This window comes from Leucobacter faecis, assembly GCF_054456635.2.
On sequence record NZ_JBTJEP020000022.1, the window covers coordinates 42,382 to 55,359 of the forward strand.

Below are 12,978 nucleotides of genomic sequence, written 5' to 3' on the forward strand. Positions count from 1 at the left end.
GCTGCCCAGGCCCTAGAACTTGTTCGATATCAAGATACATGCTTCCCCCAGTTTCGTCGGCATCTACGCTCTCCTTGGGGGTGCCGCACGACAAATCCTGGGCCACGCCGCAGATTCTGCGGCACCTGCGCGAACCGGATCGACTAGAATCGTCACGTGCATGTTTTGAGTGTGAGTTCCCTAAAGGGCGGCGTCGGCAAGACCACTGTGACGCTTGGCCTCGCCTCGGCCGCGTTCTCTCGCGGACTGCGGACCCTCGTCGTTGACTTCGACCCGCAGTCTGACGTTTCAACCGGCCTGGCCGTCAACCCCGAGGGCTTTGCCAACGTCGCTGACGTCCTCGAAGGCCCCAAGGAGAAGACCGTGCGTGCGGCGATCGCGCACAGCGGCTGGAACGACTACCACGAGGGCGGCGTCATCGACCTCATGGTCGGCAGCCCCACGTCGATTAACTTCGACGGCCCCCATCCTTCAACGCGAGACATCTGGAAGCTTGAGGAGGCGCTCGCGATTCTCGAGAGCGAGTACGACCTCGTGCTCATCGACTGCGCACCGTCCCTCAACGCCCTCACGCGCACCGCGTGGGCCGCGAGCGACCGCGTACTCGTGGTCGCAGAGCCCAGCCTGTTCGCCGTCGCGGCAACCGACCGCGCCCTTCGATCGATCGAGGAGATTAGGCGGGGCGTGAGCCCGCGCCTGCAGCCACTCGGGATTTTGATCAACCGCACGCAGCCGCAGTCCCCCGAGCACCAGTTCCGCATTCGCGAGCTGCGTGAAATGTTTGGACCGCTCGTGTTGAGCCCTCAGCTCCCCGAGCGTTCTGCGCTGCAGCAGGCTACCGGCGCTGCGAAGCCCGTGCACATGTGGCCGGGTGAGGCCTCACAAGAGATGGCCGCCAACTTCGACACGATCCTGGATCGAGTACTGCGCTCTGCAAACATGAACGCTGAGAAGTAACGCGCACCGCCGCGCGAAACAACACTAAAGCGCCGCGTCCCCAGAGAGGGGACGCGGCGCTTTAGCGTTGCAGCGGTTACGCAAGAACAGATTTCTAAGACAGCAGGCATCGCCTCGGTGGCCACGCATGGCCAGTAATGCTACGAAGACTTTTGTTTGCTCGTGCGACGGTGTGCGAGTTCGTCGAGTTGCTCGCCCGGCTCCCGGTGCTCGTCCATGTCGATAAGCGATGATTCGACCTCTCGCAGCACTTTACCGACCGCGATACCAAATACGCCCTGGCCACGACTTACGAGGTCGATCACCTCATCGCTCGAGGTACACAGGTAGACACTCGCCCCGTCACTCATGAGGGTCGTCTGCGATAGATCGTGCACGCCGGCCTCGTGTAGTTGCGCAATGGCCGTGCGAATCTGCTGCAGCGAAATGCCCGTGTCGAGCAGGCGCTTCACGAGTTTCAGTACGAGGATGTCGCGGAACCCATAGAGCCTTTGTGAACCCGATCCTTTGGCTCCGCGCACGGTCGGCTCAACGAGCCCAGTGCGCGCCCAATAATCGAGTTGTCGGTAGCTGATGCCCGCAGCACGCGCCGCGGTGTTGCCTTTGTAGCCACTCGCCTTGGGGCGCGGTAGACCGTCGTCAAAGAGAAGCTCAGGCGCGCTCGAGCCCTGCTGCGCGTGCGTATCGCGCGGCTCAGAGTTCTCCATCACGTTCCTCTCATCGAATCGGCAACCGAGCGGCCCCGAACTCACACAACGCTACCGACCCTTGGGCCCGAGATCAACGACCGACACACACCATTTTGAGCGTGTCGGCGCGACCCCTCCGAGCTTCGTTGACATGCCGCGGCAAGCGGTCGTTTACGCGGAGCCAAATCGGCGTCGCAACACGCCGGAACGCACGGTATCAAGGTGCTCTGCGAGCTCCAGTGAGTCTTCGACACCGCGCGGAGTGGCGCTCTTGACGCCACGCGCGGCAACAGCGTGCGAAATGAGCTCTGCCTCACGTTCAGCCGCCACCCGCAGGGCGCGCAAATGCTGCGGGGTGATGCCGCTCTCTGCCAGGTGGATGAGCGAAGTCAGCTGTGTCACAGCTTCACGCGGAAACACCTCGGCTGCTGGGAGTAAGCCCGCCGCGATTGCCTCGCCCAAGAACCGCCTTGATGCGCCCGTAGCTCGGCACAGCTCTTCGCCGCTGAGCACCCGCTGCGGTGTCAAAATACTCGACACGGTACGGGCCGCCCCGGGAATCACCGGATCGCGGCCCGCATCAATCTCTTCAAGCACTTCTGCGATGACTTTGAGCGGCAGGTAGTGATCGCGCTGCAGCGAAAGGATCATGCGCAGGCGCTCGATGTGCACCTGACCAAATTTGCGGTAGCCAGCCCGCGTACGCTCGGGTCGCACCAATCCCTGCTCCTCGAGAAACCGCAGCTTCGAGGGCGAGAGGTCAGAGAAGTCGTCGCGAAGCAGCGCGAGCACCTGACCGATGCTCAGCAGCTCCTGCGATGACCGCGCGACCCTGGGGGAACCCACCCTAGGCGCTCTCACCCAGGTCGAAGCGCGACGCAAAGAAGGTGAAACGGTACTTGCCCACCTGCACCTCTGCGCCATCGGTGAGCGCAAGCTCGCCATCGATGCGCGCCCCGTCGCAGAACGTGCCGTTGAGCGAGCCGAGGTCGACGACGCTAAACGCCGTGCCACTGCGGTGAAACTCTGCGTGCCTGCGCGACACTGTTACATCGTCGAGAAAGATGTCGACGGCCGGGTGCCGCCCCGCCACCGTCACATCGCGGTCAAGTAAGAAGCGTGCCCCCTGGTCGGGGCCGCGACGTACAACGAGCAACGCCGCCCCCGAGGGCAGTGCGCCTACAGCTTCGCGCTCGTCAACGGAAAGATCGGTCGCGTGGGCTCGAATCATTGCCCCCAGGTCATCGCGAAACTGCTGAGTTGCGCGCGCCTCGGTGCCGTCGGATCGCCGGGGATGAAATTCAGCGTTCATAACCCACCCACCTTCCAAACTCGTGACGTGTTGGGCTTGCGCCCTGTTGTACTCCCTACGCTATCGCAGCCTGGGTTGCTTACGCACCTCGCTGCCCAATATCGGGCTTTGAAGTGTACGGCCGCGCGTGGCGGCTTTACCGCTTACGGTTCGTGGCGCTCAAGGAACTCATACACTTCGTTGGTGTCTACCCCTGGGAAAGTGCCGGTCGGCAGTGCTGCCAGGAGGCTCGTCGGCGTCGAGGCTTCAGGCCACGCCGCCTGCTCCCACTTGCGGGTGAGCTCTTCAGACGCGCGCCTACAGCACCTGTCATCGGGGCAGTTCGATGCGGTGCGGTTGCCGGTTTCACGCCCACGAAACCATTTGACGTCTTCAAATCTGACGCCCACGCTCACCGAGTACAGGCCCTCTTTAGCCTTCTCGACGCGAGAGGTGCACCAGTATGTGCCGCCGGCCGCCATGTCTGTGTACTGGTACCAGGGATTAAACCTGTCGGGCTGCCCGAAGACGGTGCGCGCGGTCCAGTTGCGGCAGACGTAAGCACCCTCAAAGTTGCCGAGTGCGTCCGAGGGAAACCTGACGCCGTCATTCTCGTAGGCCTTAATGAGCGTGCCAGATTCGTGCGCCTTCATAAAGTGCACGCGCAGGTCGAGTTTCTCGGTCGCCAGGTTCGTGAAGCGGTGGGCTGCCATCTCGTATGACACACCAAACGCGTCGCGCAGGTCTTCCATCGAAAGGTGCCGCTCACGCTTTGCGGTGCGCAGGTGCTCCCCCGCGGCCGCCTCGGGTAGGAGCACAGCGCCTGCGAGATAGTTCGCTTCAACACGCTGCCGCAAGAAGTCCCCGTAGTTACGAGGTTCCTCATGCCCGCACACCACGCCAGCAAGCGCCCGAAGCACGGGAGCGCGTGCATCTCGTGACGGCACATTCGCGGCGAGATAGATGCGTCCGTTTCGTCGGTCAATCACCGACCTGGTCGAGTGCGGCACGTCAGAGACGTAGTGCAGACTGAAGCCGAGCTTGGCTGCGATGTTCGAGACAACCTGCTGCGACACTGGCCCGCTCGAGTAGCCCACTGATTCAAGCAGGCCCTGCGCGGCATGTTCGAGGTCAGCATAGTAGTTACCTGCCACGCGCATTTCACGGCGCAGTTCGGTATTGGCCCGACGCGCTTCCTCGGGCGTAGCCGCCCGCTCACGGTGCAACCGCTCGACCTCCTGGTGCAGGCCGTGAAGTGCGCGCAGCGTCTCGTCACTTGTGGCCTTTGACACCCGGATCGGCGCAAGACCGAGTGCGGTAAAGACCGCACCGCGTTGCGCTCGCTCCACCGCAATCTCAAGCGCAGCCCGCTCGCTCGGGGCTTCTTCGAGCAGCAACTCATCGACGGTCGAGTCAAGGGCCTGAGCGATAGCGCGCAGTAGGGGCAGTCGCGGCTCACGTTTACCGTTCTCGATCGCCGACAGTTGTGAGGGTGCACGCTCGACGGCAGCGGCCAGCTGCTCGAGCGTCATACCGAGTCGCGTGCGTCGTTCACGCACGCGACGGCCCAGCGTGAGTGCGTCCCCCGGGTCAGATACGCCCGGCTCTTGAACTCCTAGCAGCGATGTCATGCGTTCATCGTGCCACCCGCGCGTATTTTCAGCAAGCAGAAATACCGGCGAATTTCTCACCTCAAAAGGTCTTCCCTGCTATTGCACTCACCCCAAGATGGAATTACCAGGCACGACGACGACAAAGGACACATCATGACCATCACACAGGCGGCCCCGTATTTCACGCAGACCGCCGCACCCGCGCACACACCCCGCATCGAGATTCTCGGCAGGCCGTTCGACCGCAGCGACGAAATACTGAGCGCGGAGGCTCTCGCCTTCGTCACTAAACTGCACACGCGATTCGCAAACGTCCGCCACGAGCGGCTCGCAGACCGGCAGCGCCGCCGCTACGAGATCGGCAACGGCCGCGACCCCAAGTTTCGCGAAGACACGCGCCATATTCGCGAAGACGCGAACTGGCGGGTCGCAGGGGCGGGGCCCGGCTTGGAAGACCGTCGCGTTGAAATTACCGGGCCCACTGACCCGAAGATGACAATTAACGCCCTGAACTCTGGAGCCCGTGTGTGGCTCGCAGACCAAGAGGACGCCACAAGCCCCACTTGGGCGAACATGATCGGCGGACAGCTCACCCTCTTCGACGCGATTCGTGAGCAGCTCGAGTACACAAGCCCCGAGGGCAAGCACTACGCTGTCACCGCCGAACGCACGCCGACCATCGTGATGCGCCCCCGCGGGTGGCACCTCGTCGAAAAGCATCTGCGTTACGTTGACGCACAGGGCCGCGCAGGCGCCGCCTCTGCCAGCCTCGTCGACTTCGGCCTATACGCCTTCCATAACGCCCGGGAGCTCGTCGCCCGCGGCCGGGGCCCCTACTTCTACATTGCCAAGCTCGAATCGAGCGAAGAGGCGAAGTTGTGGGACGAGATCTTCACCTTCACCGAACAATATCTGGGCCTCGCGCACGGCACGATCCGGGTCACCGTGCTCATCGAGACCCTTCCTGCCGCCTTCGAGATGGAAGAGATTCTCTACGTTCTGCGCGATCACATCGCGGGTCTCAACGCGGGCCGCTGGGACTACATCTTTTCGATCATTAAGAACTATCGCGGCCGCGGCGCCCGCTTCGTCTTGCCCGACCGCAGCGAGGTCACAATGACGGTGCCCTTCATGCGCGCCTACACCGAGCTTCTCGTGCAGACCTGCCACCGCCGCGGTGCACACGCCATCGGCGGCATGAGCGCCTTCATCCCGAACCGTCGCGATCCCGAGGTCACGGCGCGGGCAGAGACCAAGGTGCGCGCGGACAAGAGCCGCGAGGCCGCTGACGGCTTCGACGGCACCTGGGTCGCTCACCCCGATTTGATCCGGATCGCGCAGTCGGAATTCGACGCCGTGCTCGGCGACCGCCCCCACCAGCTTGATCGGCAGCGAAACGACGTGCACGTCACCGCTGCGCAACTACTCGATGTGCGCATCGGCCGGGACATCACCGAGGCCGGGGTGCGAGAGAACGTGACGATCGGGCTTCGCTACATCGAGGCATGGTTGCGCGGTCACGGGGCCGTCGCTATTGACAATCTCATGGAGGACGCGGCGACCGCTGAGATCAGCCGGTCTCAGATTTGGCAGTGGATTCACCAGGATCAGTGCACGGCCGAGGGCACCGCGATCACGGCGGGCTGGGTGACCGAACTGATCACCGAGGCCGTCGCGGGGTTCGATCGTTTCACCGGCGACCACTTCGACGATGCGGTGGCGCTCTTCACGGATGTGGCGCTGGGCGACCAGTTTCCGACCTTCCTCACCGTACCCGGTTACAGCCGGTACCTGGTCGACGTGTAACCGCCATCGCCTGGTTACTCTGATCAGCCCCCGGTCACGCTCTCACGCGGCCGGGGGCTGAACTGTTGCGGGGCACAGCCCTGTCAGCCCGCCCTTGATCCGGAGCCCGAAGCGCGAGTCAGCGGTAGAGCGAGTCGCTGCGGTCGATCGCGGGGCCCAGTTCGTCAATGACCATGGTCTCTTCGTCGACCTGACCGGCACGGTATGCCGCGCGCCCCACCATGTGGGCCGCGATGGGGGCCGTGAGTGACTGAAAGACGAAGACGGGAATGAGCGCGGCGAGCGTTGCGAATGAGCGTTGATCGAGCGCGACAGCTGCGATCGTGAGCAGCAGCCCAAAAACCTGCGGTTTGGTGGCGGCGTGCAGCCTGGTGAGTGCATCGGGAAACCGCAGCAGACCGATGCCGGCCGCGACCGACAGTACGGCCGCGAGCACGAGGCACACCATCGCGGTGAGGTCCATAATGGTGGCGGCGAGGCTGCCGTCAGGTACGAGTTCGGCAAGCGCGATACTAAACATTGCTGCCTCCCGCTGGCGGCGCCACCGGAGTGACCCGCTGCCTGCGCACGTAGCGTGCGACGACAATCGTGGCGAGGGTCGCGGTGGCCGCAATCGACACCATGAGCGGAATCGAGTCCGTGTGGCCGCGCACCACCATATCGAGCCCGAGCGCGAGCATCAGTGTTGTGAGCAACACATCTGAAGCGATCATGCGGTCGAGCAGCGTCGGCCCCGCAACAATGCGCACGATCGTCATCATGGCGGTGAGGCTGAGCCCTACCCCCGCGGTGATCGCGAGGACCAGCATCGTCGTGCTCATGCGCTCCGCTCCTCTCGTGACTGTTCGACTTCGGGGGTGCCTTCGGGGGTGCCTTCGGGCGGGCTTTCAGGTGCCGTCTGCCCGCCGACGGTACCAAATGTGAGCACGAGCAGCCGCTCAATGCGCAGCACCTCACGGCGCATCGCCGTAATCTCGTGCTGGCTGGGCGTGTTGAGCACGTGCAGGTAGAGCACCGATTCGAACCGGTCGACGTCTGCCACGAACGAGCCGGGAATCAGCGAAATCGTGAGCCCCGTCGCAGTCAAAATAAAGTCTGACTTGGTGCGCAGCTTCACGCCGATGATGGCGACGGGCGGTGTGGGGCCCGGGCGCACCGCTAGCCACGCCACCTGCCATGACGCCTTCGCCACGTGCCAGAGAAAGTAGGCCAGGTAGCGCAGCGCATGTAACGGACTAAACTTGCCCGCTAGTTCGACCGGCGGCAAATAGAATAGACGCATCACGACGATTGCGACGATCACGCCGCTCACGATCGACAGCGGCGAGAACTCGCCCCACAAGAGCGCCCACAGCGCCACGAGGCCCACCATGAGCGGTAGCTCGTGCACGCGCACAGCGCGCTCGAGGCGACGCAGCTCGCTCATTCGCTGCTCCCCTCTGGCGCGGTGTCACCGCTGCCACCGCCGAGTTGCCCCGGCGTATCACCTAGCACCATCGAGACGAGCTTACCCGGGTTCGCCATCGTCTCGCCCGCCCGCGTCGCATACGCGTACAGCGGGCCCGCAAACACCGTCAGCGCAAGGCTGACAAGTACCATGCCCGTCGTCGCGGTGAGCATCAACTTAGGAATGTCTTTGCGGTCCTGCAGCGGGCCAGCGTCGGGGGCGTCCTGCAACTTCTCAATCATCGCGTCTTCTCGGGCGCGTAACACCATCGCCTCTGTAGAGGGAGCCGCCGCGCGCACCACCGAAGTGCGGCGCGGTCGCCAGAATGCAAGCACCCAGGCGCGTGCGAGCGCATACAGCGTCAACAAAGATACGAGCGCCCCGATGCCAATCAGCCAGTATGCCCCCGGAGTCGCAAGGTCTGCCGCGGCAGTGAAGAGCCCCATCTTGCCGATGAAGCCAGAAAACGGCGGGATCCCGCCCAGGTTGAGCATTGGAATAAAGAACAGCACCGCGATAATCGGCGAGCGACGCATCAGACCGCCCAGTTCGGCGAGCGAGGTCGTGCCACCTTCACGCTCAATGAGTCCCACTGCCAAGAACAGCGTCGTCTGCACAATAATGTGGTGCGCGATGTAATAGATGGTGGCGGCGAATCCGGCGGCGTTTGCCATGCTGATACCAAAGATCATGTACCCGATATGGCTGATCAATGTGAACGAGAGCAGTCGTTTCACGTCGAGCTGCGACACGGCACCGAGAATGCCGATCAAGAGCGTGAGCCCTGCGATCACCATGAGTAATGGGTCAACGCTGGAGTGCGGAAAAAGCTGGGTTTGGCTGCGAATAATCGCGTACACGCCCACTTTCGTGAGTAGCCCAGCGAACACCGCGGTCACGGGCGCAGGAGCCGTGGGGTACGAGTCGGGCAGCCAGAAGGACAGCGGAAACACTGCTGCCTTAATGCCAAACGCAATGAGCAGGGCAAGGTTGAGAAGCAACTGCACTTCGCCCGGCAGCTCAGCGATGCGCAGCGTGAGCTGGGCCATGTTGACCGTGCCCGTAGCACCATAAATCAGGGCAATCGTGGCAAGAAACAGCACGGAAGACACGAGCGACACGACAACGTAGGTGACGCCAGCACGAATGCGCTGCGCCGTGCCCCCGAGGGTGATCAGCACATAGCTCGCCACCAGAAGGATCTCGAAGCCGACGTAGAGGTTGAAGAGGTCACCCGCGACGAACGCGTTGAAGACCCCGGCGCCCAGCACGAGGTACGTCGGATAGTAGATCGAAACGGGCGTCTCATCGTCGCCGTCGGCGAGGCCCTGACCGATCGAGAACAGAAACACCCCGAGCAGTACCACGGCCGACACCGTGAGCATGAGCGCCGCCACTCGGTCGACGACGAGCGCGATCCCGAAGGGCGCTGCCCAACCTCCCACCTCCATGACGAGTGCGCCCTGGGCATCGACCACCCACATGAGGGTGCCCGAGATGCCCACGGCTGCGATCAGCGCGGCGAGCGTGATGCCCTGCTGGGTGCGCCTGCGCCCCGGCAGCGCGAGCGTGATGGCCGCCGCCGCCAGCGGCACGAGCACGATCAAAGGCACAAGCACGGTCATGCGTGGTTTCCTCCGGTCTGCTGGCTCGCCACGTCGATGCCTAACTCGGCATCTTCGTCGGTCTCTGTGTCGTCAGAGGTTTCGGGCGTCTCGGCCACGTCCTCATCGGTCACCTCGTCGCTCGCGAGAGCGTCGGTCGAGCCCAGCTCGAGATCGGAGTCGTCATCGCGCACGGTATCGCTGCGGTCTTGTGCAAGCCGCCAAGAACGGTAAATCAGCGCGAGCAAGAATGCGCTCACACCAAACGTGATCACGATCGCCGTCAAAATGAAGGCCTGCGGCAGTGGATCGCTCATGCCTTCTTCTCCGCCCCCGACGATCGGTGCTCGGCCAAATGATCCGGACATCAGAAAAATGAGCAGGTTCGCGCCGTTACCCACCAGCAAGAATCCGAGCAGGATGCGCGTGAGGGTGCGGTCGAGCATGAGGTAGATGCCGCAGGAGATCAGCACCACCATCACGAGAACGAGTATGAGTGGTGTGGTCACGGGGTCTTCGCCTCCTCTTGCTGGGCCGCCTGTTTGTCGAGCTCTTCGTGTTCATCAATCTCTGAGCCGAGGCTGCGCAGCACATCGAGCACCAGACCAAAAACCACGAGGTACACGCCGATATCGAACAGCGTCGATGTGACGAGCGGCAGTGTGCCGAACCAGCCGAGGTCCACGTCGATCCAGGCAGAGGCGAGCGCCGACTGGCCAAAGAACATCGGAAGCAGTGCCATTGTCACCGCGATAGCGAGCCCCGCCCCCAAAATACGGCCAGCGTCGAGCGGCACGGTGGCGCTCAGTTCGTGACGCCCCCCGGCGAGGTAGCGAGCGACGAGCGCGAGGCCGGCCACAAGCCCGCCCGCGAACCCGCCGCCGGGCGAGTTGTGGCCCGTGAGCAGCAGATAGATCGACAGGATGATGAGACCGTGAAAGATGAGCCGCACGACAACTTCGAGCAGGATCGAACGGTTCGCCGGGTCGAGCGTTCGGCCCGCAAGCACCCACGGCGTACGCCTGGCTGGATCGTTAGGATCAGCGACGCGGCGCAGATTGTCGCGGGCGACGGTGCGCGCCTGCTTGCGAGAGAGCTTGGGGCGTAGATCAGCGCGTGTGCTGAGAAACACGAGCGAGGCCACCCCGGTGGCCGCGGCGAGCACAACAGAGAGTTCGCCCATCGTGTCCCAACCGCGAATATCAACGAGCATCACGTTGACCACGTTGCTGCCGTGACCGCCCGCGTACGCAAGGCCCGGTAGCTCTAGGGAGATCGGGTCAGCGACGCGCGCACCGAGTGCGACGATCGCGGCGGCGCCGAGCGTGAGGCCGGTCGCGATGCCGATCACGGCGCGGGCCCAGCGCACGGGCCGCTTCACTCGCGTGTTGAGTCGCTGCGGCAGGCGCCGGATCACGAGCACGAACGCAATGAGCGTGACGGTTTCGACAAGCGCCTGCGTCAGGGCAAGGTCGGGTGCACCGTGGGTTGCGAAGAGCGCGGCCATGCCATAACCAGTGACGCCCACGAGCACAACAGCTTGGAAGCGTGTGCGGGCGCGCAGCGCGAAACAGGCCGCGACAATCATGAGGATCGCGATGGGCAGCTCTGCCGGTGAGCTCATGAGTACATACTCGTTGGGCCATGCCTGGCCCCAAAGAATGGTGCCGCCCAGGCTTCCCGCCGCGACAATGAGAATCACGGAGAGGTAGAACGGTAGGGAACCTCGCTGTGTGACGGCAGTGGTGCGAACGGCCAACGTATCGATCCACTGGGTGAGCACCCAGTAGATGTGCGCTGCGGTAAAGCGCTCGGGCGGCGCGGGTAGCGGGCGGCCGCGTTTTGCCAGCAGCACCGCGATGACGAGGCCGAGGGCGATCGCAGCGCCTGAGGCCGCAAGAGCCGGTGTCCACCCGTGCCAGAGCGCAAGACTCGCCGCGTCACTCGGCCAACCGATGCTCAACACCTCACCCAACCAGGGTGCGCCGACCCCAAGCAGCAGCGCGAGGCTCGCAAAAATTGCGGGGGCGACGTAGATGCCCGGGTGCTGCGCGTGCACGATGCGTGAGGGCGCCACACCCGGCTTCGACCAAAACGCTCCCCAGTAGAAGCGCCCCATGTAGGCCACAGTAAGAATGCTGCCGACGAGCGCGACCCAGAATGCGAGGACGGCGAGATTGCTGCCCTGGCCTTCGTCGAGCATCTCAGTGAAAGCCGCTTCTTTGGCGACGAACCCGACAAACGGTGGGAACCCGGCCATGGATGCCGCGGCAACCCCCGAAATGATCGCGAGCACGGGCATCGAACGTGCTAGCCCGCTCAACTCACGCATGTCACGAGTGCCGGTTGCGTGGTCGATCACCCCGACCGACAAGAACAGGGGCGCTTTTGCCGCGGCGTGGGCGAGCAGCAGCGTGATGCCGGCGAAGGTCGTGGCCGGGGTGCCAATGCCGATCACCATCACGAGCAAGCCCAGCTGACTGACCGTGCCGTGCGCAACCAGCAGCTTGATATCGTACTGGCGCAGTGCACGGAGCCCGCCGCTGATCATGGTGATGGCCCCGAGGCACACCAGGGTCACCCTGAAGCCTGGCACGTCGGCAATCCCGGGGGCCAGCCGAGCAATCAGGTACACGCCTGCCTTCACCATGGCTGCGGCGTGCAAATACGCGCTCACTGGTGTGGGGGCTGACATGGCACCGGGCAGCCAGAAGTGGAACGGGAAAATCGCTGACTTAGAAAGCGCTCCCGTGAGCACGAGATATACCGCTACCGTCGCCGTCACACCGGTGGGCGATGCTTCGACGATGCCCGCGAGCGAGCTCGTTCCCGTCTCTGCTACCAGTAGCACGAGCCCCACGAGCATTGCCAGGCCGCCAAACGTCGTTACGATGAGTGCCTGCAACGCGGCCGCGTTAGCCGTTCGAAGCCTCGTGACGTGGCCGATGAGCAGAAAGGAGAAGACCGTTGTGGCCTCCCAAAAGATGAAGAGCAGATAGACATCGTCCGCGAGCACGAGCCCCAGCATCGAAACAGTGAAGCCCATGAACACGGCGGCGAACCGTGCGAGCCCTGCTTCGCCTGCTTCGAAGTAATACGCACAGTAGAGCAACACGAGCGCGCCCGCCCCTGTGACGAGGAGCGCGAACACGGCCGCGACAGGATCTAGCCTGAACCCGAGGCTCATAGACAGCTGAGGGATCCACTCGTGATACTCGGTGAGTACGTCTCCCCCGAAGACCGGGATACTCAGCACCAAAACCCAGCTGAACATTCCGCCCATGAGGGTGGCAAGGAGCAGGAACGATCGTGGTCCGAGCCGTGCCACCACAGGGTGGACGCAGATAGCGCACAGCGCAACGACGAGCAGCATGCTGGTCATTGCACCCATGCACTGCCTACTTTCTTAAGGTATCTAGATGGCCCGCCACAATCCTATCGGGGAGCGCGTGGCAGATTCCTGGGGCTGTATATGTCCCTGGTTTTGGGCATAAAAAAAAGGGGGCTGGCTCACACAATTGTGAACCAACCCCCACTAAAAGATGTCCGGCGGTGACCTACTCTCCCACAC

12 protein-coding genes are annotated in these 12,978 nt (G+C 63.4%); 2 read left to right on the plus strand and 10 right to left on the minus strand.

Annotated features, from left to right (window positions below):
• Positions 1-156: 156 nt before the first annotated feature.
• The gene (locus tag ACXR2T_RS14135; RefSeq protein WP_458815429.1) at positions 157-957 is read left to right on the plus strand and encodes a ParA family protein; all 801 of its coding nucleotides are present in this window, start codon (positions 157-159) and stop codon (positions 955-957) included.
• Between the two features lie 140 nt (positions 958-1,097).
• Here ACXR2T_RS14135 and ACXR2T_RS14140 read toward each other — a convergent pair whose 3' ends face one another.
• The 4 genes from ACXR2T_RS14140 to ACXR2T_RS14155 form a co-directional block, all read right to left on the minus strand.
• Positions 1,098-1,664 carry a MerR family transcriptional regulator gene (locus tag ACXR2T_RS14140; RefSeq protein WP_458815427.1) on the minus strand — a complete coding sequence of 189 codons (567 nt, stop codon included), beginning with the start codon at positions 1,662-1,664 and terminating at the stop codon, positions 1,098-1,100.
• 153 nt (positions 1,665-1,817) lie between these two features.
• Positions 1,818-2,492, minus strand: a complete 675-nt coding sequence (ftsR, locus tag ACXR2T_RS14145) for a transcriptional regulator FtsR (protein WP_458839987.1) — start codon at positions 2,490-2,492, stop codon at positions 1,818-1,820.
• Position 2,493: 1 nt separating this feature from the next.
• Positions 2,494-2,958: an FHA domain-containing protein gene (locus ACXR2T_RS14150; protein WP_458815423.1), complete on the minus strand. Its 465-nt coding sequence runs from the start codon at positions 2,956-2,958 to the stop codon at positions 2,494-2,496.
• A gap of 143 nt (positions 2,959-3,101) precedes the next feature.
• The gene (locus tag ACXR2T_RS14155) at positions 3,102-4,568 is read right to left on the minus strand and encodes a helix-turn-helix domain-containing protein (protein ID WP_458815421.1); all 1,467 of its coding nucleotides are present in this window, start codon (positions 4,566-4,568) and stop codon (positions 3,102-3,104) included.
• 135 nt (positions 4,569-4,703) lie between these two features.
• Between ACXR2T_RS14155 and aceB the strand changes: the two genes are divergently transcribed.
• Entirely contained in the window at positions 4,704-6,356 is a 1,653-nt protein-coding gene (gene aceB / locus ACXR2T_RS14160; protein ID WP_458839985.1) for a malate synthase A, read from the plus strand.
• A gap of 118 nt (positions 6,357-6,474) precedes the next feature.
• Here aceB and mnhG read toward each other — a convergent pair whose 3' ends face one another.
• From mnhG to ACXR2T_RS14190, 6 genes are read right to left on the minus strand one after another with little or no spacing between them, the layout of a single operon-like run.
• Positions 6,475-6,876, minus strand: coding sequence for a monovalent cation/H(+) antiporter subunit G (gene mnhG / locus ACXR2T_RS14165; RefSeq protein WP_458815417.1), 402 nt, complete (start codon positions 6,874-6,876; stop codon positions 6,475-6,477).
• A complete protein-coding gene (locus ACXR2T_RS14170; RefSeq protein WP_458815415.1) occupies positions 6,869-7,177 on the minus strand; it encodes an MrpF/PhaF family protein in 309 nt (102 codons plus the stop codon). Before ACXR2T_RS14170 ends, mnhG begins: the two co-directional genes overlap by 8 nt.
• Positions 7,174-7,782 carry a Na+/H+ antiporter subunit E gene (locus tag ACXR2T_RS14175; RefSeq protein ID WP_458815413.1) on the minus strand — a complete coding sequence of 203 codons (609 nt, stop codon included), beginning with the start codon at positions 7,780-7,782 and terminating at the stop codon, positions 7,174-7,176. Before ACXR2T_RS14175 ends, ACXR2T_RS14170 begins: the two co-directional genes overlap by 4 nt.
• Positions 7,779-9,428 (minus strand): Na+/H+ antiporter subunit D, encoded by a 1,650-nt coding sequence (locus ACXR2T_RS14180; RefSeq protein WP_458815411.1) that lies wholly within the window; start codon positions 9,426-9,428, stop codon positions 7,779-7,781. Before ACXR2T_RS14180 ends, ACXR2T_RS14175 begins: the two co-directional genes overlap by 4 nt.
• Entirely contained in the window at positions 9,425-9,916 is a 492-nt protein-coding gene (locus ACXR2T_RS14185) for a Na(+)/H(+) antiporter subunit C (RefSeq protein WP_458815409.1), read from the minus strand. Before ACXR2T_RS14185 ends, ACXR2T_RS14180 begins: the two co-directional genes overlap by 4 nt.
• The gene (locus tag ACXR2T_RS14190; RefSeq protein WP_458839983.1) at positions 9,913-12,798 is read right to left on the minus strand and encodes a Na+/H+ antiporter subunit A; all 2,886 of its coding nucleotides are present in this window, start codon (positions 12,796-12,798) and stop codon (positions 9,913-9,915) included. Before ACXR2T_RS14190 ends, ACXR2T_RS14185 begins: the two co-directional genes overlap by 4 nt.
• Between the last annotated feature and the right edge of the window lie 180 nt (positions 12,799-12,978).